Here is a 26,351-nt window from a genome sequence, read left to right as displayed (position 1 = left end):
GGTGCCATAGCTCAGTTGGTAGAGCAAAGGACTGAAAATCCTTGTGTCCCCGGTTCGATTCCTGGTGGCACCACTTTTCAAAAGCAATCGGAATGTAGCGCAGTTGGTAGCGCACTACGTTCGGGACGTAGGGGTCGGGCGTTCGAGTCGCCTCATTCCGACAGAAAAGACTTAACTTTTAGAAGTTAAGTCTTTTTTTGTTTTATACCTCCTCTCCTCCGGTTTCCCGACCATAAGAGCGATACTCCAATGGAGTGAACCCCGTACGTTTCTTAAACGAGGAGAAGAAATGCTCGGTAGACTTATAGTCGAGCATAAAAGAGATTTCTTTCACCGATAAAGAAGTACCCACCAGCAATTGCTTAGCCTTACGCAACTTTAGCTCTTGGAAATATTTTGCAGGAGCATAGCCGGTATAATCCTTAAATACTTTGCGAAACCAAGAATAACTGATATTCAACTTCATTGCCAGTTCTTCCGGGTCAACATCCTTGAATACATTCTCGTTCATGATGATTTTAGCCTGCTCTATTTTCTGATCGACATCACCCACTTCGAAAATCTTGTTTTTAGAGATGGACAATATCATCCCTATCATATGTAGCACAATACCGGCAAGATATTGCTGGGAAGAAATCTTATCAGCTTCCGCAATTTCCAAAGCGCGAGAGAAAAGTGAAACGAGCTCTTCATTCAACCCCACCTCCAACACTTGATTCTCTTTCGATAGAAAACCACCTTTCACCATATCATCAATCACAGCTCCCTCGAAACCAATATAATATTCATTCCAACCCGTCTGCACATAAGGATAATATGTATGCCACTGACCAGGAAACAGCACCATCAGTCGTCCTTTGCACACTTGCTTCTCTGGCGTGGTCTCCGAAGAGAACACCCCCCTCCCTTTAGTAATATAGACCAACTGGTACTCGCGCAGAATCCGTCCTTTCTGCGCATTGAAAAAATAACCGGTAGGATGATCCTTCAACGGATAAGGAGAATTAGGCTGGATAGACTGAAAGCCCACAGTATTTACCCAAAGACCATATTTCTGGTCCATGTCATTTACAATAAGGTACTTAAACTCTACTCCTAAATCATTATAATTTTTAGTCATAACACGTGCCTTCCATAATAGCTCCGGAACAAAAATAGAGATTATTTATGAAAAATCCCGTCCGCAGCGAATATTATTCATCACGGACGGGAATAGACATGTAACCTAAAATAGCGCTTGCCTTAAAAAGCTTTATGATACAGAGCTTCTATATCTTCCACAGATGTAGGTCTCGGATTGCCACCGGTGCAGACATCATTGAAAGCATCGATAGCCAATTGATGCAAATCCTCTTCCCTAACATTGATTTCACGCAACCGCTGTGGAATGCCAATACTTAAAGACAATTTCCGGACAGCATCAATAGCAGCACATATACCTTCTTCCACGCTCATACCTTCCGTATTGACTCCCATCGCCTTCGCAATATGGACATATTTAGGAGCAGCCGGGGACGCTGCATTATACTCCATTACGTAAGGAAGAAGCAATGCGTTGGCCACCCCATGCGGAGTGTCATAATGGGCACCCAAAGGATGGGCCATGGAATGAACGATGCCCAGACCGACATTGCTGAACCCCATACCGGCAATGTATTGCGCTTGAGACATGGCCTCGCGGGCAACCGGATCGCTGCCATTGTCTACGGCAGCTTTCAAATGGACAGCAATCATTTCAATGGCTTTCAGTTCGAACATATCCGACATAGCCCATGCACCCGGCGTTATATAGCTTTCTATGGCATGAGTCAGTGCATCCATACCGGTTGCAGCAGTCAATCCTTTCGGCATGGAATACATCAGCTCCGGGTCAACAATAGCTACTGCCGGAATATCATTAGGGTCTACACAAACCATCTTTTTTTTGACCTCTTCGTCAATGATAACATAATTGATGGTCACCTCAGCAGCAGTTCCCGCCGTAGTAGGTAAAGCAAAAGTAGGGACAGCCTTTTGACGAGTATCCGCCACACCTTCCAGAGACTTCACATCTGCAAAATCCGGATTATTCACAACAATACCAATACCTTTTGCCGTATCAATGGAAGAGCCGCCACCCAAAGCCACGATAAAATCGGCACCGGATGCCTTGAAAGCAGCCACACCATTCTGTACATTGGTAATGGTAGGATTGGCCTTCACATCACTGAAGAGCTCATAAAGTATGCTGTTCTTCTCGAAAACTTCAATCACTTTATCAGCCACCTTGAAACGGATCAAATCTCTGTCCGTTACAAAGAAAGCCTTTTTGAAACCTCTGCGGGCAGCCTCCACGGCAATCGTTTCGCGACAGCCGGCACCGAAATAAGAGGTCTCATTCAATATCATTCTATACATAATTACACACTATCTGTTAAAACAATTATTTGGGCAAATTAAACGCTACGGACATTTCCTTCATTTGAAGCTGGCTCATACCATCCGGTTCAAAACCCATATTTTTGGCAGCGATATAAATAAGGGCGGATTTATTGAGTACATCCACCTGGTCGAAAGCAGCCATCACATCCACATCCACAGCAAACACACCATGTTTCTCCCACATCACTACATCATAGTCATCCAGTTCGCGGATGGTAGCCTCAGCCAATTCTACCGAACTGGGAAGTTGATAAGGGATGATGCCCAAACCGCGGGGACAGAAAGCCTTTGTTTCCGGTATCATACTCCAAAGCAGGTTCGAAGCTACATCTTTTTCCAGAAACTTCTTGTTGTGAGTCATGGCTACCAGCTCAATAGGATGCGTATGCACCGAAGCTTTATAGGGAGAACCTTTCGCTATCAGATTGTTGTGTACACTAAGATGGGAAGGAAGTTCCGATGTAGGCTGTACAGACTGGTCGGCTATAATGACATAGTTGGCACAGTCATCCAGAATGCGGATGACCGAACCGTTCTCCATCGGCCAACGGGCCAAATCGCGCATACGCTTGTTGGTGCCTTTGCAATAAAAATAGCAGTCTTTCAAATAAGGTAAAGTAGCACCGATTGATTTCACCTCACTAATGGCGGGCATAGCCTTGATTTCATCGTCTACAAACTCAGTGATGTTGACCGTAATATTGCCCCCATTACGTTCTGCCCAACCTTTCTGCCAGAGATAACCAGCCACCTCAGCCACCTTATTAACTTCCGCAGCCAGCGCCGGACGATTTTCTAGAATTGATTTCATATATGCAGATATATTTTAGTTTTATATTCAAAGATAGGTATTTAAACTTACCCCAGCAACTGTGGCAGGAAAGAAGAAATTATCAAGACTGCCAAGCCTATGACAAGCACTGTAATTGTCTTGGGTGTACACCCTTTCCATTCCTTCAAAAGGATCCCCCAAACATTGGAGAACGTTACGTTCAACGACATCAGGATGCACCACGAGAATGTGAGCAATACCGGAGAGGCAGCAAGGAATCCCTTACCCAAGCTAAGACCAAAGAACTGGCTGTACCACAACACACCGGCCAAAGCACAAAACAAGACATTGTTTACATAAAGGGATTTCTTGCCATAATCGCCCCAACTTTTGTTCCTGGAATTCTGATAGAAACAATAGACGGCATTCGTAATGAAACCACCCAGTGTCACCATCAATGTAGCAGGCAGTGTCTTGAATATATCCGCACTTTCAGCAAAACAGAGTTTCTCTCCAAAACCCAATCCTATACTGAAACACGCACTCATAAATCCGGCAAGAAGGGCTACAATAATACCTTTAGTAAAATTGAAATCCTTTACGGCCTTCTTCTTCTCTTCTTCGCTCAGGCTGGCAGACTTCATGCTACCGGCCAGACCGATAATGCCAATACCTACCAACGTGACCACTACACCAACAATAACCGATGTTGTCAAATCTCCTGCCTTACCAGTAAATACCGGAGTCAATATCGTTCCCAATCCGGCACAAGTACCCAAAGCGATAGACTGCCCAAGAGCTACGCCCAAATAGCGCATAGACAAACCAAACGTCAGTCCCCCCACTCCCCATAAAGCTCCGAAGAACATAGTCCAAAGCGTATCCGCAGGATTGTTTGCATAAATCTCGAACAGCGAATTGTCGGCAGGTACTGCCAGCAACGCGCCCAAGAACGGAAAAACCAGCCAAGCGAAAACACCTTGTACAATCCAATACGACTCCCAGCTCCACTCCTTGATGCGGTTAATGGGTACATAGCAACTGGATTGGCAGAATGCTCCGATGGCAATAATCAATAACCCTAATATTATTTCCATTTCTGTCAGTTACAAGGGTTTCCTATCCTCTTTTAGAGGTTACATTAGCTTCATACTTCTCTATTTCAGCGATGAACTCCTCACCTACCGGAACATTGTTTTTCAGACAGAACATGTCCCAAACAGCGTTCCAAGGCAAAGCCTTAGCCTCTTCGAGTAAAGCAAGGCGCTGGAAACCTTGACCGGTGGCCTCATATTCGCGAAGCTTTGCCAATGGTTCTAGTAACGCACGCAACATGCATTTCTGCGCCGCACGGGTACCGATTACATAAGCACCGATACGGTTGATGGAAGCATCAAAATAATCAAGACCAATGTGTACACGGTCCAGTGCATCGCAACGGACAATTTCTTGGAAAAGTTCAAGAGTGGGGTCATCCATGATAGTTACATGGTCAGAATCCCAACGTACCGGACGGCTTACGTGGAGCATCAGCTCAGGGACAAAGAGCAACATGGAAGACACCTTGTCTGCAGCACTTTCCGTAGGATGGAAGTGCCCGGTATCAATGGTAATAAGTTTCTGATGCTGTACACTATAGCCCATACAGAATTCATTGGAGCCTACTGTATAACTCTCTAAACCTATGCCAAACACCTTCGATTCAAGGCAGTCCTTCATATGCTTGTATTCCGTAGCAAAAATACGGTCGAGAGAATCTTTGAAAAGCACACGATACTTCATACGGTTTACAGTGATATCCTTGCTACCATCATGCACCCAAAGATTCATGATGCAGGGATCTCCCTGGCGGCGCCCCATTTCTTCGGCAATGGCACGACAACGTTTAGTATGTTCGACCCAAAAGTCACGGATACCTTGGTCCGGATGAGCCAGAGAAAGATTACCGCTCTTCGGATGAGAGAAAGAAGTGGAATTAAAATCCAATTTTATACCATTCTCGGCTGCCCATTGCATCCAGCTTTCGAAATGTTTCACCTCTACCTGATCGCGATCTACGAAGGTACCGCCAAAGTCACCGTAAATCTCATGCAAATTCAAACGGTGCTTACCGGGGATATAAGAAGCAGCTTTCAAAATATCGGAACGCAGTTCTTCCATATTACGGGCTTTACCGGGATAGTTTCCTGTTGTCTGGATACCACCGGTCAATGAGCCGGCAGATTCGAATCCCTGAACATCATCGGCCTGCCAACAATGCATAGAGATAGACACTTTCTGAAGTTGCTCCATTACTTTTTCTACATCCAATCCGAGAGCTGCGTAACGCTCTTTAGCAATTTCATACGCTTTGTTTATCAATTCTTCTTTCATGATACGTGATTTGATTATGAGTTATAAATTATTGGTAATCATTATCCATTATAATTAGTCATCGTCAATTGCTTGAAGTGCAGGTAAGCGGTATTCCAATCCTCCATATCCTGCGGATAGAAAGTCTTTAATGGTATGGAACGGTTGATGAGCTGTCTCATGGAAGCAATGTCTCTAGCTGCTCCGGCAGCCAATGCCTGAACCATAACGTTACCGATAGCAGTAGCTTCGGAAGGTCCGGCAATCACGGGAATACCGACAGCATTGGCTGTCCACTGGTTAAGCAGTTCGTTACGGCTACCGCCACCGATAACATGTAAAGCCTCCACCGGACGTGGTGAAAGATTTCGCAGGCTATCCAGCACCTGACGGTATCTCAAAGCAAGACTCTCAAAGATACAGCGTACTATCTGTCCATGTGTCATGGGAATAGGCTGACGATAATCGGAACAATAGGTCTTGATGGCTTGCTCCATATTCGCCGGATTGGCAAACAAAGCATCATCCGGATTAATTAGACTACGGAATGGTTCACAAGTACCAGCCTCAACGATGAGTTCGGAATAAGAGATTTCCCCCCATTCGGTACGGCAACGTTCAAGCAGCCACATACCACAAATATTTTTTAACAAACGAATGGTTCCTTCCACACCGCCTTCATTCGTAAAATTCAAGGATTCTGTTTCAGCAGTAATGACTGGAGCATCCGTCTCCACTCCCATCAGAGACCAAGTACCACTACTTAGATAAGCAAAATTACGGTCCATGGCAGGTACGGCAGCAACAGCAGAAGCCGTATCATGCCCGGCAACAGCTATCACGGGGACAGCGCCAAGTCCGGTTATTCGTTGTACTTCCTCCGTCAAGCCCCCTATTTTTTCACCAGGATAGACAAAACGCCCGAAATGAGCTTGTGTCAGTCCAATCTCCTGCAGCAAGGCATCCTCCAGCCTGCAGGTATTGGCATTTACCAACTGTGCCGTACTGGCAATAGTATACTCCGTTACCATCTGACCGGTCAACATATAGCTCAAAGCATCAGGCATAAACAGCAATTTATCTGCAGCTGCCAATGCACTGTCATGATTACGGCGTAATGTATCAAGTTGGAACAAGGAGTTGAAATTCATCACCTGAATCCCCGTCCATCCATACACATGGCTACGAGGTATACGTGTGAAGAACGCTTCCGGAGCACCCACCGTATGAGGGTCACGATAGGAATACGGCTGGCGAAGAAATCCCCCATCCTTACCTACACTGACAAAATCTACTCCCCAAGTGTCGATACCGATGGAAGTTATTTCTACACCTTTACGGGCGGCAATCCTTAGCCCTTCAATAATATGACGGTAAAGTTCATAAATATCCCAGTAAAAATGTCTGCCAGCTTCAATCAGATGATTTGGGAAACGGTTTACTTCTTCCATTTCCAAACCATTCGAAGTAAAAGTTCCCAGAATTGTGCGACCACTGGTAGCCCCCAAGTCGACCGCAAAAAAGCATTGTTTCATGGTAATTAGTTTTAGTTGCTATTCAACGATACAAAAATAGGAGATTATCCCCCTACTTTTTGTACAGTTTTTGATTGAAAGGGTGTCAGATTTGGCAATTTATTATAAAAAGAAGAATTAACGATGCACCGGAAAAGTTTCTATTTCCAATGACACCGGCCCCATCAATCCCGACGGTTGCAAAGAATCACCATTAGTCCAGTTATTAATAGGTATCCAGGTAGTCCGTTCAGATTCAGGCAAATGACTATCACCAATCAAACGATTTTGCCAAGTAGTAACCAGTTCGATCTCCAAATGATTCTTACCGGGTTTCACCAAATCCGTCACTTCAACCCGATAAGGTGGTGTCCAAACTCCTCCAGCATACTGACCGTTTACCTTTACCTTCGCCATTACACCGACACGATTTAGGTTCAGATAAATGCAACCTTTAGGCTTGGCGGTGAAAAAGAAGTCCGTTTCATATATAATGGTTCCAGAATAATAACGTATGTTTTCCTCTACGCTTTTACTCAAATCCTCCAATACATTATGCGTTTGTATCTTTTTGGGACCTCGCAAGGTATCACAGAAAGTCAACGTCCAAGGTTGGTCAATCTGAAAAAGAATTTGTGGATTTGGAAAGTTTTGCACCAGCAATTCGCCAGCCGGTTCCCCACCTGTTCTACGGAACACAATAAACGCACTCTCATAAGGATAGAGTTTTAATGGAACGACAGTTCCAGTTTCTGTCCTCCAATAAGCCGGTAAAGAACGGATCTTTCCATTAATGGCATTCCATAATTCCGGTTGCTTCCGCTGCACACGGAATTCCGGGTAGACTGTTACCTCCTTATTTTCCTGGTTGGAGATAAAATAAATCTCCGTTTGCTCCATTGTTCTATGTCCGTACAGCAATTGCACATCTTCTGGAAGCTTGCAATCCGGTACACAGCGAATGGTAGCCAAGGCCTCGTCCATATCCATATTCACCATTAAAAGCCCCTTCCCTATACAAGCCATCTTTTTCCGGTTACCGTCCAACCCATCCCAAAGCTCAGCAGCCAAAGCCTTCACTTGTTTATCCGCCTCTCCATAATTTTGTCCACTGGGTGAGCGTTCAGGAGCAGGTCCTAAAACGACAGCCCCATCATACAATAATTCTTTGATCTTTTCTAATAACTCCGGCCGCATAGTTTTAAGTTGTGGTAACACCAATATACGGTATTGTGTACCATGAGGCAAAGTCAACAAACCATCTTTCACAAACAAGTCACGCTCAATCACCTCAGCGTTAATATAGTCAAATTGAAACCCTTTAGGTAATGCCGGTTCGGCAATTCCAGTCATTTTAGGAGTATCTTCACCGATAAAATAGGCTACATCTGCCACATTTACCCCTTGCTGTAACATATAGTTTACCCGTTTCAGATAAGAAGTAAACAAATCTAATTGGGAGTACCATGTATTCAAACGGTTAAATTCACTACTGAAAAAAGCATTGACTCCCGGAACCCGTTCATCAGACGGTTGAGAAATATATACATGTAGCAGCGTATTATTAATACCTTCCGTAAAGAAACGATCCCCTCTCTTTTTCATCGTAGCGGGATAGCATTCAAACGGACGGCCACCACTTGTAAAAGACTCAGCAGATATCTTATTCTTCCCATAAATATGCCCACAAGAGGAAGCAGCCCGGTTCTCAATATTGCCCAACTCACCAAAACTCCAGAATTCACCACCAATTTCATCAGACTGCCCACCATATTGCAAGAATTCACCTGGAAATCCCCAATGCCCATAATTTTCAAGCCATGTCTGTAACCCGTATTTATGACTGATATCACGCAACCCACCTACATAATCGTACGCTATACGGTCGGCTACCAAGCGACGCATATCCCATAAAAAGCGGTCCGTACGATCCTGGCTTTCCACTACATATCCTTCATAAGCGGGTAAGAATGGTAATGCGTCATAACCATAACGCTGACAGAATGACTCCAGGAAGTCATCGGTAAAGTTTTGCCCTCCGGTCTCATAACTATCTTGTACCACAACCTTCCAACTCCTACGGTCAGCCTCTGGAATACGACGGCAAATTTCCCCCATTAATGCCTCAAAATGTGCTGCAACATGTTTGCGACTCATTTTATCAGTCTCCAAACCGGTAGCTTCCGGATCTGCCGGACTGTTTTTAACCCCAGTCGGACGCATTCCCATACGCATAATAACCCAATCTCCTGCAGGAGCATCCCATTCCAAATTATCACCTTTCAAAAATGAAGATATATCCAATACTCGGTTTGGGTCAACAGCCAACGAAGCATCATCCAACACCGGTTGTTCCCGCCATTGATATTCATGCCAATAAGGAAGAGGCGTCTGATACATTTTAGCCAGTAACTTCTCCGGATAACGTTCCACCAATGGCTGTGACAGCAACTCTATATTTTCCAATTCATAACTTTCCACTTTCTGATCCAACTCCAATCTGAAGTTTCTGCCCACTGTAGCAGGAACAGAAACCACGACCGGAGCATAAGGTTCGAAACCAACGTTCAAAGCTGCATTAAAACGGGAAATCTGAAACTTCGCCAACTCACGGTACTCGTTTCCGTCCTTCACCGATAAATATGCATTAGTCTGAATAGCCTTAGTGGATGGATATATCCGGATACTTCGTAGTGTAAAATCTTCAGTTGCCAAGAAATCTACAACAGTAGCGTCACCAGATGTCTTGGGGAAAACGACTTTACCGGAAGACAGAACAGTCTTTTCTTTAGTAGCTGGAAATGCTATGACTTTAACATCTTGGAAATCATCGGCAGGCTTTTTCAATGTTAAATTGACTTTCTGTCCACCTGATACCTGGCAACTGACAGAAGTAAGATACCTCATTGCCTGCTCTGGCTTCACCCAAGGGCCACCGGATTGGCTCCATCCCGGAGAATTGAAAATACCAATTTCAATTCCTAACTCCGTAGCTGTTTTCAAAGCTATATGCAACACCTTCCACCATTCCTCGCTTCCAAACGCAACCTTAGGATAAGGCGACTTCATGGATTCATCTCCTATACAACCTATGAAAGCACGATTAATTCCTGCTTGTTTCATGGCATATAAATCTTTCACGACTCCTTCTTCTGAAATATTTCCGGCTATCCAATACCAATAAACAGACGTCTGAATTTGCTCTGGCGGAGTCTTGAAGTTTACCTCCAGCATATCCGATGTCTGTTTACATCCCACAAATACAAGGGACAAGAACAAACCGAGTACAATCTTACGATACAATTCTTCCATATTTACCTTTATTTGATATTGCATGATTAATTAGTATTAGTCACTGTTTTACTGAATAATAAAGGTAGGGAATTTGCGCCCTACCTTTTGTGTGTTTTTGTGGAAAAGCATTAGACAATATACCTAATTTATACCCCATGAGAAATTCGGAGTATTTCCCATTTCCAACTCTAAAATACCTCCGGCCATTATGTCCTTGTAATCCAAATAACATTTGGTATAATCCCGTCCATTTAATCGAACTGATTGAATATAAATATTCTTATCCGAGTTTTTATTAGCTTTTATCATAAAAGTCTTTCCTGCTCCTACTTGAATCTCAATTACTTCAAAAATAGGACTGGTAATCTCATAACGGGTATCACCCGGACAAATAGGATATAATCCGCAAGCAGACAGCACATACCAAGCAGACATCTGTCCAACATCTTCGTTACCGACCAGGCCTTCTACCTTATCATGATAAGCGTTATCACAAATGAACCGTGACCATTTTTGGGTTTTCCACGGTTGTCCCAAACGGTTATACAAATAAGGGACATGGTGTACAGGTTCATTGGCATGGTTATAATAGGCATTCCATAAGAAACTATCCGGGGTTTTTGCAAACATAGTATCCAAATCCGCAATGACTTGTTCGGTTCCTCCCATCAATTCCACCATGCCTTGTATATCATGAGGAACAAACCAGCCTTGTTGAAGCTCGTTACACTCTATACATCCGTACCACTCATGCAATTTTCCATCTGCGGGCCAAGGTTCAAACGAGCCATCCGCTTCCTTCGGGCGAAAACTATGTTTTTCTTTATCATACAGATTCTTATAGGAACGGGATAATTTTGCATAGTATTCAGCATCCTCTCGTTTTCCCATAGCTACTGCCAGCTGAGACATACACCATTCCGTATAGGCATATTCTAAAGTTTTGGAAATACCCAACGGATTGGGAGTATATCCCAGTTCCGCATTCCCGAACATTTTAGAGGTCTTGTCAGCACACTCATAAGCTTTGTCCATATCCAACCGGCAAATACCTTTTGCATAAGCGTCTGCCAATACAGAAATGGCAGGATTACCTAACATACAGCCGCTATAAGCATTCAAAAATTCCCATCTTTCATAATAGCCCTTACCGCTTTCCTCTGCCATTGTAGTTAAAGACAACAATAAGTCATTCACCAAACAAGGATTGATGATGGTCTGCAAAGGCATTTGACTACGGAACACATCCCAACCACTAAAAATTGTTCTTTTAGTAAACAGCTTGGATTCATGAACCCTACCGTCAGCTCCCATATACTTACCATCCACATCAGTAAAATCTCTCGGATCAATCATTGTATGATACAAAGAAGTATAAAAAATCTTTTTCTGTTCATCAGTACCTCCCCGGACTTTTATTTTCGACAAAGCCGCCTCCCATAAATTCCGTGCTTGTGCTTTCACACCATCAAAATTCCAGTCTGCAATTTCTGCCTTAAGATTCTTTTCTGCACCAACCTCACTGACATACGAAATCCCTGACTTAAACAGCACTTCCTCACCTGCTTCCGTTTCAAATTCTGTAAAGAAGCCGATATGCTCTCCTTCATATTCCTCCACATTGTATATGACAGAAGCATCTGATGTTAGTTTCTGAAATTCCGGACTTTCAATAAATTCCAGTTTCCGATTCTGCCCCTCCGGTATTTTGACACTCCACACACCGAAAGTCTTCAAAGGTTTTGAGAATTCGGCATAAAAATACACGGTATAATTCGCCTTTCCCTCTCCATTTCCCCAACCTCCTCCATCGGGAGTACACTCCATTCTACCTGAAATCGTATGCTCATCAATGACTTTCACTGCTTGAAAAGTTGAAGTACCACCTACACGACGGGCAAGGTCTATCTGTATCCGTGACTGTTCACTTTCCGGATAAACCAGCCTCAACATGCCACAATGAGGAGTGGCCGTAGCCTCCACTTTCACCTGATAATCACTCAATAGAACTTTGTAATATCCAGCACTAGCCTCTTCGGAACTTTTATCATAACGAGAACGATATCCACTCATGCCTTTCTCTTTACCCGAATTTGTACGCATAGTACCCACTGTAGGCATGACCAAAAGATTACCCAAGTCTCCTCCCCATCCGATACCGCTCATCTGCGTAAAAGCAAATCCTTCTATAGTTTCATGCTCATAACTATAACCGGAACCATTGTCTCCTCCAGTTATTGTATTAGGACTTACTTGAACCGCCCCAAAGGGAGTTACGGCCCCTGGAAAAGTTTTACCCAGACCATGATAAGCCCCGGCAGCCTCTGTATTAGTACTGGCACCGATAAAAGGATTCACATAATCAGAAACATGTGCCATTTCATCTTTACCCGAATATATGGAACAAGAAGTACAATTCAAAAGAATGCATGCTGATAAAAAGAAACTCCCCTTTCTTACTTTATAAAAAATAGTGTTTGCCATAACCTATATTTATTTTATTAATCAAAAATAGAATACTACTTCAAAACCTTAAAACTGTATGAACCGGACAAAACCTGGATAGGTTCTTTTGCACATTCTTTCCCCCATTGAGGGAGTACAATAGTAGCTGAGGTATTTACTGGAATTTCCACATTCAATTTAAAATTACCTCTTTCGTCTATATGCCAATCCGAAATTATCTTCCCATATAAAGTGTTATATGACGCCCTACAATAACTCAAATCAGATACCGGTGCAGGAGCAATATAAAAATGTTTCATACCCGGTTTGGATTTATCCGGTCGTATACCCGCAAGCGAATGATAAAACCATGCCACGACGCTTCCAAACATCGGGTGACAATGCCCACATCCTCCCGGATCTCCGCTACCATCCCAAGTTTCCCACAATGTACTGTTTTTTTCATCCAGCAAATAGCTATATCCTGGAAAGTCTCTTTGATTCATTAGTCTATATGCCAGATCGGCCCTTCCATTATCCGTCAAAACCTTCAATAAAAGCGGAGTGCCAAAAATGCCTGTATCAAAATGATAATCAAGTTGTTCTAAATGGCCCAGCATTGCAGAAAACACCTTTTCATATTCATCGTCAGGAACAAGTCCAAACCCCAATGCAAAAACATCGGCTCCTTGCCTTCCTTCCCAATAATGATTGGTAAGAGGATTATAAAAGGCTGAATTAAAATTTTCTTTTATACTCCGAGCCGAAGCCCTAAAAAATTCTGCATCCGCTTTCTGCCCCAATACCTTTGCTATGTCTGCCATTATACAAGTTACATGGTAAAAGTATGCTGTATTGACCAACGCCGTCGGAATTTCTATATGGTTATACAAAGTACACCATTCTCCCAAACACCAGCCATTCGGTTCTTCCTTAACTATAAGCCCACGGTCATTAGTCCGTGTACCAAGGTACCCTATCCACTGCTTCATGCCATCATAGTGTTTCTGTAATATTTCGGTATCACCGTAATGACAGAAATAAGCCCAAGGAACAATAATATAAGCCGATCCCCATGCAGGCCCACCTCCTCCACCGCTAAAAGGTGCAGTATGCGGTACATATCCGGTAACTTTATTCCGCGCATCATCCATATCATCTATAAACTTCCGGAGAAAACGCGTCATATCGTACGAATAAAGCAGACTTTCAGTTATAACTTGTCCATCCCCCGTATAAGCCAACCGTTCACGATGCGGGTCACTACTTACAATCCCTTTAAAGTTAGCATGCATAGTACGATTATAAGCCTGACAAATACGATTAAAGAGTTCATTGGAACATTCAAAACTCCCCGTATTCTTCACATCTGTAAATATAGATTTCACAATCAGACTAGACTCTGAAATTTTTGTGTTCCGAGATACGACCTCCACCTTTCTGAAAGTGTGCCATGTAAATTTAGGCTCCCATTCTTCCTTATCGCCACCTTTCAAAATATAAGTATCTGTCTGCCCATAATCCAATCCTTCCTCACTGATAAAACGTAACCGTATCATATCCCCGGAATTACCTTCTACATTCAAGGTACACCAACCGGATACTGTTTCGGGCAACGTAAAGATATAGAGTGAATCATTAAGTTGCTCAAAATGAGTATCCACAATCTGCATAACCTTATTAAAAGGGATTGTCTGGAACATCAATGTACCGGTAGGCGGTCAGACTTGTAATGCTGATTCCCATATATTATCATCATAGGACTCTCGATTCCAATGTCCCAAATCTTTACGAGCATCATAAATTTCCCCCGTAAATATAGCATCATGCAATAATGGTCCTGTTGTAGTCTTCCATGAATTATCTGAAACTATCATTTCTTTGGTTCCATCTTCATATTCAATCTCCAATTGTAATATCATTTTAGGAACATCATACCACATATGCCCTTCCACTGTGCGATCACGCTGATTGTACCAACCATTCCCCAATATTATACCTATAGCATTATTCTGCATTTTAAGGTTTCCTGTTACATCAAATACATTATAAAATACACGTTGCGTAGACTGGTCATCATAATGATACAACAATTTCTTAAGAGACCGTCTATCATAGTTGGTTACAGCAGGTGCCAATACTTGTTCCCCTACTCTTTCTCCATTGAAATACATTTCATAGAAGCCCAATCCACAGACATAAGCCATTGCTTTTTTTATAGGTTTTGCAACTACAAATTCCTTACGGAAATAAGGAGCTGGAAAAGTCAGGGTGGAGTCTGGAAATATATCTTCCCTATTCCCTATCCACTGCGCTTTCCAATCCGAAGGACACAGCAAGCCCATGCTCCAGTCAGCAATATTGCTCCATTCAGAAGGGACATCACACTCATCCCAAACCATCACTTTCCAATAAAGTTGCATTCTGGCAGATAACTTCTTGCCTTGATACCGGACGATAGATTCTGAAGACAACACTTTTCCAGAGTCCCAATAATCTCCTTGTCCTCTTTTTATTAAAGACAAATCATCCGATACAATAATACGGTATGCAGACTGAGACTTACCCGTTCCTTCTGAGATCAATTGCCATTGTAATACCGGATTCGGATTATCGACTCCCAATGGACTTTCCATATAATCACAACGCAGATTCACTATGTCAATCCCCCTTTCTGCACATGCAACAAACGATAACATAGCGAACACCAAAGATATTTTTATAAAGAATTTATTCATGATATTCAATTTATTATTCAAAAAAGGAACAACATTCACTCGTTTCTCAAATCAAGGAAAAGAAGGAGGCAGCACTTTGGTACCCCATTTCAAATCAGCCTTACCGGAAGTCTGATATTCTAAAGTAGCACCATTGGAGAGTTCATCCCAATTTATCCAAGTACTATTATATAGTACCCCATTCACCTTTAAAGACTTGATATAGATGTTTTTCTCAGAGCCACCCTTAATAAAAATAGAACCATTTTTCAGATGAATCTTTACAGAAGAAAAGATTGGCGTATTTATGGTGAAACCACCAATTCCCGGAATCTCCGGATATAATCCTATACAAGCAAAAATATACCATGCTCCCATTGTTCCGAGATCATCGTTGCCAGGAAGCCCATCTATCTTGCCAGAATACTGTTCATTCAGTATCCGATTTACGACAGCCTGTGTCTTATACGGACAACCTACCCAGTTATATATCCAAGGAATATGAAAACTTGGTTCATTACCCGAAGCAAACCAAGCATCATTATAATTAGCATCCAAACGTTGGAAGAACTCATCTAAACGTTGCTCTGCATTTTTTTTACCACCAATCATTTCAACCAAGCCTGCAATATCATAAGGCACCATCCAAAAATAATTTTTATAAGTAGATTCACGAAAGTCCTCACTTAACGGTTTCCAAGAGCCATCGGAGTTACGGGATTGTAACCAACCAGTTTCCGGATTGAAAAGGTTCTTCCAGGAACGTGCAAAGTGAAAATAACGCCAGGCCGAGAATTCATCTCCTATAGCACGCAAAGCAAATTGTCCGATAGCAAAATCTGAAGAAGTATACTCCAATTGTTCGGAAGCATTATAGTAACCTTTCTCCAGATATTGCTTTAATCCCGGCCTTTCTTCTATATTCTGCGATTTGGCTCCCGGTATTTCTGCATTTGTTCTCATTGTTTTAAAAATCGGTCTAGGATCATAATTCCTGGCTCCAAACGCATAAGCGTTCGAAATCAGAATAGGAGTAGGATCCCCCTGCATGACTCCCGTTTCTACATTTGCCAACACCCAACGTGGAAAAGCGCCACCGGATTGTTCTGCAAAATCCTGGTGAGAAATTACAATATCAGAAGTCACATCTGGCTCCAGCATAGCCAAAAGCTGAATCTGCGTACGATAAGTATCCCAATTACTAAAAGAAGTATATTGTTTGGAACGTGATTTATATACCCGGTTATCAGCCCCCATATATTCACCGTTTACATCACTGCAAACGTTCGGATGAATCATTGTTCTATACAAATGTGTATAGAACTGGGTGATACGGTCCGCATTGTCGCCTTCAACCTCTATCTTGCTTAAATAGTGGTTCCAACTTTTTTCGGCTTCTCCCCTTATCTCATCAAAGTTCCAGCCTGCATTCTCCATTCTCAAATTTTTCCGCGCATTATCAACGGACACATAAGAAACTCCAATCTTGTATTGTATATCCTTCTTCTTATCTAAATCAAAAGTAAAATAAACACCAGAACATTCTCCTTCGGCAAAAGTTGTATTAGGTTTCAGTTCCTTCTGTTTCCAGGTTCCAAACTCAACTGCGCCTTTATCAAACTCCGCAACAAAGTAGACTTTGTAGGGAGTAGGTAATCCACAAAAATTTCCCCCAACAGCATACCCTTCACACCTATTGGGAGCAGTGATAACAATTGCTGCTTGATTTATAGGGGTGGCTGATATACCACCACCTATGATAACCGTCCCCATGGTCTGATTGGCTGGAAATTCATACTTGGCCATACCTGTTCGCTCAGTAACCGTCAAATGTGCCCGAATATCCTCTTGTACTGTTGCTTCATAATATCCGGCATGACCTTGTTCTTTAGAAATATTGATTCTGTAATTCAAAATATTCTCTGGAGAGGCCTGCAACTTTCCCTTTACGGGAAAAGTGGGGAAATTACCCATATGGTCACAACCGGCTCCACTCAATTGGTTGATTACAAAACCGGCACTTTTTGAAAAATAAGATGGAGTAAACTGTACCATCCCAAAAGGATAAGTGGCCCCTGGATAAAGATAGCCCGACGCAAGGCCAAGCCCTTTCGTACCAATCAACGTATTGACTTCCTCCGCATAATTTTTATCATCAGTCCAATTGTTTCCTAATATGAAGAACGGATTTAATAATAAAAAAAGAGATAATAATATTTTATTTTTCATTCGAATCAATTCTTAATGTACGTATTCCGAATTGAGGAATGGCTAAATCCAAATAACTCTTCCCATTTTCCTCATGTACAAGCAATGTTTCTATAGTCCGGCCATCCAATTCTACTAGTTTAACACTCAAATTCGTTCCGGTTATAGCAATCTTTCTCGAAGTATCATTACTCAGAGAATTGAACAAACGGACATACAAACTCTTTCCTTCATAATACATGGATGACAATTCATAGGCATCATTTTCTACGGATAGGAAAGAAGCAGAAGTCAAAGAAATATCACCCGCCAATGTAGCTATCAACGGTTCATTCCGTTCTTCACTACGTGTCCATAAACGGCATTGCTCCCAATTTCCCTGATGAGGTAATATAGAATATGAGAATTCTGTAGGTCTATCTATTCTATAATCCATTCCCCAAAGCCCTTTGCCTGCATACTGCACATTCAATGCCAAAGGAAAATCCTCCCCATGCACATAGCTGGTTGTATGGTCAGAGAACAAAGCCAGCCCACACGAATTATCTCCGGCAACCTTATCGACCCAATGTACAATGACATTATGTTTAATGCTGTCCCAACGATTGAAGAATGTATTTTCCAAACGACTTTTACACACATCGAAAGGAGCATCCTTGTAAATCAAGGGCGATTCTATCTCCGTAGGAAAATAAAGTAGCAGTTTATACCGGTCATCATAAAAGGATTTGCGCGGGTCTTCAGTCTTAAATTCAATACCCGGTTCACCAATCTGCACATCACCCATCCAATCAATCTTTATATGCATGTCGATTCGAGGTTCACCCTGCGCCAATTGAATTGTCTGTACAAAAGGATGCACCCCTATCTTACCTTGTACGCACACCTTCATCAGTAAAGGGCCCTGCTCTATTAACCGAATCGTAGCAGGTTGTTCGGTACTAGACAAAAAAGAATTTTTCTCAATAAAGAATCCCCGCAACTCATTAAAACTCCGTCCATTACCCAAATCAACCAGTTCTCTGTCTTGAAGGAATCTTACCTTAAGACTTTCCACAGCACCACCTTTAGACGGATTTAAAACCAGAGAATATAAGTCACTCTCCAAACGACACCTACCATCATGCATCCGCTCGAAACAAAAAGTTGCTTTAGTACGGCTTGTTGACTCCTGGAAAGTATAAGTTGCGAACCCCGTAGATGGAACTTTTGCACGGAACAGTAATTTAGTTACTTCCCCTTCATCAATCCATTGGGTAGGAGATTCTACCCCCCGATTATCAACCGCTATCCAATCCTTGCCCTTCCATGAAGAAGGGACTTCGACAGAAACCAGTTCTTCTCTCTCCACAGCCAATGTATTGAAGACCCAAATCTTGTTTCCTCTCCTTTGACCCGCCATTAGCTTTAAAGATTGGTCTATCACTCGTTGGCTCTTTTGGTTTGTATTTCTAGTCCAATCGGTTACCGTTTCTGCCCAGGTTTTCCCACCATTCAAACGGTTATACGGAACAATCCAACAATCATGATGCTGAGAAAGCATCAATGTACGCCATGCCTCATCTATGGAATCCATGGGCCATTTCTCTCCCCGATACAGCTTTGCATAAGAAGCCATCTTCTCCGCTTGGACAATGGTATTTTCTGCTGTACGAATCTCCCTCGCCAGACGTTGCATAACTTGTGTTCCCCACATTAAAGAACATAACACATCCTCCTGTGAAAAATGCCAATCATCTCCAGTACTTCCGTTCGAACAATTCTGTATATAGTCACGCCAAGTCTTATAAGCTGTAGGACAATAATAAGCAGCAGTATCTTGACCCAACCAAGGTCCCTTATTCCAGCCATGGCTCCATGCCGCATCCTGAATGCACATGCCTACCGGATGCTTAATCCCCGCATCCAGGCATTTCCCAATATAATCCCTACTGTTAAACCAAGCTATGGACTGCCAGGTCGAACCCGGCTGTAAATCTTCGCAGCCATAACGGGGTACTGTAACAAGTTTCGTCCCGTCCGGTCCTACCCAATTCACCAATCCCCCCCCATAAGCACTTACATAGCCTCCCCACATGGTATTGGGATTCTTTGTCGAAGCATACGAAAAGCCTAAAGACTTCAAGACCATAGGTAAGCAACTTGTAAAGCAAGGTTCTTCTGCCGAATAAGTGGTGAAAACAGCTTCGGGGAAGTGTTTTCTAAGAAGACGCATCCCATATTGAAATTGACGGATAACACTTTCTCCCGAAGTTCCGAAAAAATAACTTTGAGCATAAGTAGGATTCACATATTCTATGCGTCCGGAACGGACAGACTGGTCTTTGAACATTTGTTTAAAAGCAGAATAACCCTCTGGATCGCGTTGTCTGACTACTTCCCAAGATTCCGGTTCTATCTCCAGATTGACTCTCCAATCCGGATACTGTTTCAATTTCTGGACAATGAATGAAGTCTGCCCCATAGGATAGTGTCCATAGACCCCTCCATGATAGCCATCTATAAAATAGGCTTGCTGGGCTTTTACCAAACTATTAAAGCCCAGCAAACCTATTAAAAAGATTATAAACCTTTCCCTCATACCGTTTCCCTCAATTAAAGCTTAACCAGTTCCACTTTCAAAGCCTGTGGTTTATTCATTTTATAAATACGCTCCACCAATTCCAACTGCTCATTTTCGTTATCTTCACGAACACTCTTATGCATGAAACGCAACCAATAATCTTTCAACATATTAACAAAAGGATTAGTCCTACGATTCTCCAACATAGTGTCAACAGCCTTTTCATCACTTGCCCACAGCAGCCCTTTGTCACGCATCAAGTTATATTCCATCCAGTAATATTCACGCATCTCACGTTCCATAAACCAGCGCTGCTCATTCAACCGGCGTATCTCTTGTGCTTGTTCGTTTTGAGGGGTATTGTCATAAGCAGCCAGGTTGATTCCACGTTTCAAGTCACCGGCTGTTAGACGTGTTATTGTCTTTCCATCAATTTTCAAAACATAATAACCATCGGACAAGCCTTTCACCGCCAAACCCTCATAATTCATTTCATCCATGAACGGTATGACATTCAATGCATCAGCCTGCGTATGCAGTTCGTTGTTGTAATGGCTTCTGTCTATCGGATAAGGGAGTGAATTAGCTAGATAAGTAAAACTGATATTTTCAGAAGAAACAACCAAATCATCAATCTTGCAGTTATCTGAACGGTTCACAGTCCTGGTTAAAGCATCTATAGCTATATCTGCAACAGGCTCATTAGCTAATCCTTGAGCTTTCAAGAATAAATATGCCATCACCAAATGGCCGTCTGTTGTAGGATGGACACGGTCACCGCCACACAACGTGAATGTAGAATCAGCTTGTTGCTCACGCATGTTGATCTCTGTCATCGGACGATTAAAATCCACATATCCCCACCGATTGGCATGTGCCCTTTCTTTCAGAAAATCAGAAATATCCTGAATCAACTTATTCTTTCCCGGAAAAGGGACCTTATTGAAACAAGAAGTTTCGTCATAAGGCGAACTGCCAATCAGCACCTTCTGAACTTTAGGATATTTTTTATAGGTATCTTCTATGACTTTGTAATCACGGCAGGAGGCTTCTACGTTCTTACGCCCTATATTTGCATTCTCTGTAAGAGTGTAATCCATATAACCGGTATCATTCATGCCGAACGAAAGAGTAACCACAGTGGGGTTATGTTCAAAAACCTTGTCCAATCGTTGAGACATCTGCTTTGCCACATCGCCCCCGACACCTTCATTAAAGACATCAATGCGTCGATTCGGGAAATGGGTCATATAATACAACCATATATAGGAATGATAATGTCCTCCACAAGTTATACTGTTACCTACAAAAGCAACTCGCTCTCCCTCCTTAAAAACCGGAATGCTCTGAGATTGCATTCCATTAATACCCATTAATAAGTAAATTGCTACAATTATAAATTTCTTCATCTTATTCTTTTTTATCAGTAAATATTTTCCCAAAAGATGCATAATCAAAGCATCCTTTCTATTACAAAAGAAATGAACACCTAGCAGTTACTCCTTATTTTTGAAAATAGGACTTCTATCTTTATCTCCAGAAAATGATTATAACTACCTGATTTCTATATCATATGTGCCTGTGCCTAATTCCAAATACTGCTTATCCAATTTAACTTCTTGACCATTCACAACACCTTTATTAGCATTGCTGGGAATAGCAACACTTGCCTCCACTCCTACCGGCAACACAACATGCATCATTAAACAGTCATCTTGCAATTTCCAATTCACTATGATAGTTCCATAAGGAGATTCCTTAGTAGTATTTGCCCAAGTCACCCCTTGTGGAATTTGCGGCTCAATAAACACATGCCGGTAACCCGGTTGTTTTTCATCAGCTCGAATACCGCCGACAGCCTGATAGAACCAATTAGCAATACCGTTATAACAATTGTGCACACGGCTACGCTCCCCATTCCAATACTCCCATGTAGTAGTAGCATTATTATTAAGCATGTGCAGATATCCCGGATAGTCTGGTTGCTTCAACATGTCATACATGAAATCGGCTTCCTTATTCCGGATAACCCAATCCGTCAGGATAGGGACCCCAACCAGACCAACCGCTATATGTCCTTTGTACTGTCCAGCTGAACGGGCAAGCATCTCCTGCTTTACTTTATCATATAAAGCGTCAGGCACTGCCCCTACAAGCATCGGATAAGACATATCCAGTTGTGACCCTGTAGCATAAATATTTTCTTCATCGTTATAGAATGTCTGGTGAATCAGAACGTTCAACTTCTCCTTACGCACGGCAAAACCCTCCGCTTCATCCTTGCGTCCCAATGCCGTCGCTATCTTGCACATAGCATCCAGACAGTCACTGACAAAACAGTTGTTCACCAAGTCTATCGACATCTGGTTCCCGCTATCTACACCTATGGGAGCCAACCAGTCTCCCAGATACCAATCACGGTAAGTTGTGTCGGGCCAGCGTTTCAACAATCCGTTTACGGTGTATCTGTCCACATAACCGAACCATTTCTTCATATTGTCGTAATAGCGTTCCAACAGCCGGCTGTCTCCATAGTTTACATAAGTACGCCAAGGGGCCAGAACTATAAACCCACACCAATAAGGACCGCCGCCACCACCACCGGCAGGAGCTACATGAGGCAGTCCACCGTCCTCTTGCATCACATCACCCCATGCTTGTAACCAGTTCATATAAGTCGGAGCAGCATCATACATAGTCTGGAATGCCTGTGTGGACGAATTACCATCACCGCCGTAACCGGCACGTTCCAAATGCGGACAATCCACCATGTAACCGCTGAAAGTCAGACAGCGCAATGTGTAGTTCACCATATCATGTATAGCATTCAAGTCTACATCCGAACAAACGAATGTAGATGCTGGACGATAATCACCATGTACCAAGTAAGCTTTTATTTGCGACGGTTGCGGATGATAAGGCAAATTGGAAATTTTAATGTAACGGAAAGCATGGTGATGGAACTTATTGCAGAACTTGTCACCATTTTTACCGGAAGCAATATAGAGATCACTCTCCCCTTGCTCTTCAATACTGCCATCAGCCTTCATAAAATCGCTATAAACTGCCGTTATTTCATGCCCTTCAGGCAGTTGAGGAGTTTGTAGTTCAAACCAGCCAGTCAACACCTTCCCCATATCCACTAACCATGTATTGTTACCAAGGGCAGTGATACTCTTTGCTGTCAACGTTTCCTGGATCTTATTTGCACTACACATCTGCGGAGTCGCTTTCCGGTCATTCACACATACTTCAACAGCCGACTTCCATTGCAGTTTGTCCAACTCCCTTGCCGTAAGACCAGCAGGAAGCATGCGAGCATCTATCCGTTCACCGCCGAAGCGCAAAGCATTCCAGGTTCCCATATCAGCATAACCACTCTCACGTCCCATCCACGTAACATCTGTCGTGAGAAGTTTTTTCCATTTCCCATCTTTCAAAGTGCTTAAATCGGCCCTTACCACCGGACCGTCATGCTCAGCTTTGAAAGTGGTTTTCTTATACCAACCTTTTCCCAACCATAAGAGTATTTCGTTTTTACCAGACTTCAAAAAAGACGTAATGTCATAGGTCACAACCAACGAACGCTTATCCAGTTGTGAAACTGCAGGTGACAAAACAGAGGAATCCACCTTCTTTCCATTGATATACACTTCATGATATCCTAAAGAATTGACATATAAAAAGGTGGTAGAAGGCTTGTCCACTGTAAATGATTTCCGCAGCAAAGGCGAATCCACATTACCTCCGTCCAGACTAATGAACTTTCCCTGCAAGTTGTCATTTCCCAATATACCTATTGCAAAACGTTGGATAGGACTCCACTCCGAGAGCTCCCCTTTTTCATTGCCCACACGTACACGCCAATAACATAACTGGCGTGATTTCAAGTCCTTACCTTGATAAGGGATCATCACAGAAGCACAAGATTTCGTCTTGCCGGAATTCCACAAATCAGCTTTTCCCCGAGACAACTCAAGGCTATCTGCCCCCACTTGTATTTCATAATATTCCTGACTCATAGGAATATCACACAACACCTTCCAACTGAAATGCGGGGTTATGTTATCTATACCGAGAGGATTCTTCAGATTCTCACAGCGAAGGTCTTCCAGGAGAATCGGACCAGCCAGAGAATACTGAAAACCCAATAGACAAAACAATAATAAAAAAAGAATTTTCTTCATAACGATTGAATTACTAAAAAACAGATACCCGTAGGAAAAAGAGTCTTCAAACAAATACATATATTCTTTAATTCTCTTTTACTCCTCCGGGTATCTTTTTACCATATCATAATATAGCTCTTTTACCAACCCGGATTCTGTTCCAACTTTATGTCTTTATTAGTGTCAATCACACTTTGAGGAATCGGCCAAAGGTTGAAATTTTTATTAGCAAGTGAAGTACGAGCCACATCCCAATAAGCATACTTTTTAATGCGGTCAATAGCTACGGTACCTCCCATACGGAGCAAAGTATTCCAACGATGCTCTTCATAAACCAATTCACGGGCACGTTCATCCAAAATCAAATCCAAATTCACATCTGAGGCCATAACCATATAGCCACATTGTGCTCTTTCCCTCAATTTATTAATATCAGCAGCAGCACCGGCATTATCTCCTAAACGCCATTTCACCTCCGCACGTAGTAAGATAGTTTCCGGTAAACGTGCCAAATAATCATCTCTATAAAGGAAAGAAAAATTACCATCAATACCTGCAATATAACCGGAATATTTATCCGTAGCAATCTTACAGGAAATAGGGAACAAAAATGTTTCAGCTTGCCTATCTTTTACCCCATTTGAAACCTTATGCAACACATCCCATGGAACCACCTTGCCATAATAGTTACCATTTTTTTGGTTCCCCACAAATGTCCTTCTGAATACAGCCTCGGAATTTCTCATATCTTCCGCCCATTTATCTTCATAAATGATGTCACGTGTATAATAGGTAGGCATTACAGCCGTAACCCCCTCACCACCTACATCTTCTAAACTCCCCATCAATTCTCCTTGCACGTCACGGGCTACCGGACTATAGTTACAAGAATGAGCCATACGGTTTGCTGTATATCCTTGCTGACAGAGATCCAAGCTCATCTGGGCTACCCAAATAGCTTCTGTATTACCATTCTGATAATCCTGATTGCCTTCTTGGAACAAATCCCAGTAAACATTCCCCTCAATATGTACCCCAGCAGACTCATAAGTATGCTCTGCTGTCTGGTCCTGTATGCTGATTGCATAATAGTAAGTAGGATTCTCATGCTGACGAGTACCGAAACGGTTCATCATCAGACGATAGATACCTCCATCTATCACAGCATCAGCATATTCCTTAGCCTTACGAAAAGATTCAGCACCATCCTGACCTTCTTCTTGCAATGCTACGCCCTTATCAATATAAAGCTGGCACAAATAATGCTGAACAGCTCCTTTCACCAAACGTCCCGCTTCTGCATGGGTTTCTGGAAGATTCAAAGCATAGTTTTCCAGGTCATCTATCGCAAGCTGATAAGTTTCCACACGACTACTGCGTTGAAAATCATAACGTGGTCCAGTAATACGTTCAGTTACCAAAGGCACTCCACCATACAGCTCACCCAAGTTCATATAAGCATATGCTCTGAAAAAATGTGCTTCTGCCAATGTCTGGGTCTTGTCAACCTCGGAGCTCCACGCGACCTCTTCGGCAGCAGATATGGCCAGATTAGCTTGGGATACCAGATTATAAAAATTATTGTATACTTGCTTGTAAATGTCATAGTCGGCTGCCAACTTACTATAATCATTCATATTCTGTGCATCCCGACCGTTGGGAACATCAAACATATCAGTTCCGTTATTTCCCATATAGAAATGTCTCGGAGAGAACTGCATAGGTGCAGAAGTACAAAATATATCACGCACTTTCTCGTAGCAGGACGTAAGTACTTGTTTCACCTGGTTGGAGCTTTTGAATACATTTTCTATTGCATAGGAAGATTCCGGAGATTCCTTCAAGAAAGCAGAATCATCACAACCACTTGCCATAATAGCAGATAAAGCTATTAAT

The 26,351-nt window shown here is 42.5% G+C and carries 15 protein-coding genes and 2 tRNA genes; 2 read left to right on the top strand and 15 right to left on the bottom strand.

Annotation, left to right across the window (positions count from 1 at the left end; genetic code table 11):
* Window positions 1–73, top strand: a tRNA-Phe gene (locus tag DW896_RS10870).
* 15 nt (window positions 74–88) lie between these two features.
* Window positions 89–161, top strand: a tRNA-Pro gene (locus DW896_RS10865).
* 41 nt (window positions 162–202) lie between these two features.
* Here DW896_RS10865 and DW896_RS10860 read toward each other — a convergent pair.
* The 15 genes from DW896_RS10860 to DW896_RS10795 all read right to left on the bottom strand — a co-directional run bounded on the left by DW896_RS10860 (window position 203) and on the right by DW896_RS10795 (window position 26,329).
* Window positions 203–1,120 (bottom strand): AraC family transcriptional regulator, encoded by a 918-nt coding sequence (locus tag DW896_RS10860; RefSeq protein ID WP_005834782.1) that lies wholly within the window; start codon window positions 1,118–1,120, stop codon window positions 203–205.
* A gap of 122 nt (window positions 1,121–1,242) precedes the next feature.
* Entirely contained in the window at window positions 1,243–2,397 is a 1,155-nt protein-coding gene (fucO, locus tag DW896_RS10855) for a lactaldehyde reductase (RefSeq protein WP_057281353.1), read from the bottom strand.
* Between the two features lie 25 nt (window positions 2,398–2,422).
* Window positions 2,423–3,232 carry a rhamnulose-1-phosphate aldolase gene (gene rhaD / locus DW896_RS10850; protein WP_057281354.1) on the bottom strand — a complete coding sequence of 270 codons (810 nt, stop codon included), beginning with the start codon at window positions 3,230–3,232 and terminating at the stop codon, window positions 2,423–2,425.
* Window positions 3,233–3,279: 47 nt separating this feature from the next.
* Entirely contained in the window at window positions 3,280–4,290 is a 1,011-nt protein-coding gene (locus DW896_RS10845) for an L-rhamnose/proton symporter RhaT (RefSeq protein ID WP_016274087.1), read from the bottom strand.
* Window positions 4,291–4,312: 22 nt separating this feature from the next.
* Complete coding sequence (locus DW896_RS10840; protein WP_009037783.1) at window positions 4,313–5,566, bottom strand: L-rhamnose isomerase; 1,254 nt, start codon at window positions 5,564–5,566, stop codon at window positions 4,313–4,315.
* 41 nt (window positions 5,567–5,607) lie between these two features.
* Complete coding sequence (locus DW896_RS10835) at window positions 5,608–7,080, bottom strand: rhamnulokinase family protein (protein ID WP_119993228.1); 1,473 nt, start codon at window positions 7,078–7,080, stop codon at window positions 5,608–5,610.
* Between the two features lie 117 nt (window positions 7,081–7,197).
* Window positions 7,198–10,371 (bottom strand): glycosyl hydrolase, encoded by a 3,174-nt coding sequence (locus DW896_RS10830; RefSeq protein ID WP_057281517.1) that lies wholly within the window; start codon window positions 10,369–10,371, stop codon window positions 7,198–7,200.
* A 123-nt stretch (window positions 10,372–10,494) separates the two neighbouring features.
* Window positions 10,495–12,837, bottom strand: coding sequence for a GH92 family glycosyl hydrolase (locus DW896_RS10825; RefSeq protein ID WP_081030678.1), 2,343 nt, complete (start codon window positions 12,835–12,837; stop codon window positions 10,495–10,497).
* Window positions 12,838–12,872: 35 nt separating this feature from the next.
* Complete coding sequence (locus DW896_RS21690; RefSeq protein WP_234130849.1) at window positions 12,873–14,471, bottom strand: family 78 glycoside hydrolase catalytic domain; 1,599 nt, start codon at window positions 14,469–14,471, stop codon at window positions 12,873–12,875.
* 48 nt (window positions 14,472–14,519) lie between these two features.
* Window positions 14,520–15,536, bottom strand: a complete 1,017-nt coding sequence (locus DW896_RS21685; protein WP_234130848.1) for an alpha-L-rhamnosidase N-terminal domain-containing protein — start codon at window positions 15,534–15,536, stop codon at window positions 14,520–14,522.
* Window positions 15,537–15,587: 51 nt separating this feature from the next.
* Window positions 15,588–17,744 (bottom strand): GH92 family glycosyl hydrolase, encoded by a 2,157-nt coding sequence (locus DW896_RS10815; RefSeq protein WP_119993225.1) that lies wholly within the window; start codon window positions 17,742–17,744, stop codon window positions 15,588–15,590.
* Entirely contained in the window at window positions 17,734–20,304 is a 2,571-nt protein-coding gene (locus DW896_RS10810; RefSeq protein ID WP_119993223.1) for a glycoside hydrolase family 38 C-terminal domain-containing protein, read from the bottom strand. The genes DW896_RS10815 and DW896_RS10810 overlap by 11 nt, the downstream gene beginning before the upstream one ends.
* Before the next feature lie 14 nt (window positions 20,305–20,318).
* Window positions 20,319–21,695 (bottom strand): SGNH/GDSL hydrolase family protein, encoded by a 1,377-nt coding sequence (locus tag DW896_RS10805; RefSeq protein ID WP_119993258.1) that lies wholly within the window; start codon window positions 21,693–21,695, stop codon window positions 20,319–20,321.
* 144 nt (window positions 21,696–21,839) lie between these two features.
* Window positions 21,840–24,473 (bottom strand): family 78 glycoside hydrolase catalytic domain, encoded by a 2,634-nt coding sequence (locus DW896_RS10800; RefSeq protein ID WP_057281520.1) that lies wholly within the window; start codon window positions 24,471–24,473, stop codon window positions 21,840–21,842.
* A gap of 122 nt (window positions 24,474–24,595) precedes the next feature.
* Window positions 24,596–26,329 carry a RagB/SusD family nutrient uptake outer membrane protein gene (locus DW896_RS10795; RefSeq protein ID WP_119993221.1) on the bottom strand — a complete coding sequence of 578 codons (1,734 nt, stop codon included), beginning with the start codon at window positions 26,327–26,329 and terminating at the stop codon, window positions 24,596–24,598.
* Window positions 26,330–26,351 lie beyond the last annotated feature (22 nt).

This window comes from Bacteroides sp. AM41-16, assembly GCF_003603495.1.
GTDB lineage: Bacteria > Bacteroidota > Bacteroidia > Bacteroidales > Bacteroidaceae > Bacteroides > Bacteroides uniformis.
Note: the sequence above shows the minus strand (reverse complement) of the source record. Positions and strands in the feature narration are given on the sequence as shown.

What these genes read in the sequence shown, in the direction of transcription:
- DW896_RS10805 (WP_119993258.1), bottom strand. Translation starts at nt 21,695, where the DNA reads ATGAAGAAATTTATAATTGTAGCAATTTACTTATTAATGGGTATTAAT.
- DW896_RS21685 (WP_234130848.1), bottom strand. Translation starts at nt 15,536, where the DNA reads ATGAATAAATTCTTTATAAAAATATCTTTGGTGTTCGCTATGTTATCG.
- rhaD (WP_057281354.1), bottom strand. Translation starts at nt 3,232, where the DNA reads ATGAAATCAATTCTAGAAAATCGTCCGGCGCTGGCTGCGGAAGTTAAT.
- DW896_RS10795 (WP_119993221.1), bottom strand. Translation starts at nt 26,329, where the DNA reads ATGGCAAGTGGTTGTGATGATTCTGCTTTCTTGAAGGAATCTCCGGAA.
- DW896_RS10840 (WP_009037783.1), bottom strand. Translation starts at nt 5,566, where the DNA reads ATGAAAGAAGAATTGATAAACAAAGCGTATGAAATTGCTAAAGAGCGT.
- fucO (WP_057281353.1), bottom strand. Translation starts at nt 2,397, where the DNA reads ATGTATAGAATGATATTGAATGAGACCTCTTATTTCGGTGCCGGCTGT.
- DW896_RS10845 (WP_016274087.1), bottom strand. Translation starts at nt 4,290, where the DNA reads ATGGAAATAATATTAGGGTTATTGATTATTGCCATCGGAGCATTCTGC.
- DW896_RS10860 (WP_005834782.1), bottom strand. Translation starts at nt 1,120, where the DNA reads ATGACTAAAAATTATAATGATTTAGGAGTAGAGTTTAAGTACCTTATT.
- DW896_RS10800 (WP_057281520.1), bottom strand. Translation starts at nt 24,473, where the DNA reads ATGAAGAAAATTCTTTTTTTATTATTGTTTTGTCTATTGGGTTTTCAG.
- DW896_RS10815 (WP_119993225.1), bottom strand. Translation starts at nt 17,744, where the DNA reads ATGAAAAATAAAATATTATTATCTCTTTTTTTATTATTAAATCCGTTC.
- DW896_RS10810 (WP_119993223.1), bottom strand. Translation starts at nt 20,304, where the DNA reads ATGAGGGAAAGGTTTATAATCTTTTTAATAGGTTTGCTGGGCTTTAAT.
- DW896_RS10835 (WP_119993228.1), bottom strand. Translation starts at nt 7,080, where the DNA reads ATGAAACAATGCTTTTTTGCGGTCGACTTGGGGGCTACCAGTGGTCGC.
- DW896_RS21690 (WP_234130849.1), bottom strand. Translation starts at nt 14,471, where the DNA reads ATGCAGATTGTGGATACTCATTTTGAGCAACTTAATGATTCACTCTAT.
- DW896_RS10825 (WP_081030678.1), bottom strand. Translation starts at nt 12,837, where the DNA reads ATGGCAAACACTATTTTTTATAAAGTAAGAAAGGGGAGTTTCTTTTTA.
- DW896_RS10830 (WP_057281517.1), bottom strand. Translation starts at nt 10,371, where the DNA reads ATGGAAGAATTGTATCGTAAGATTGTACTCGGTTTGTTCTTGTCCCTT.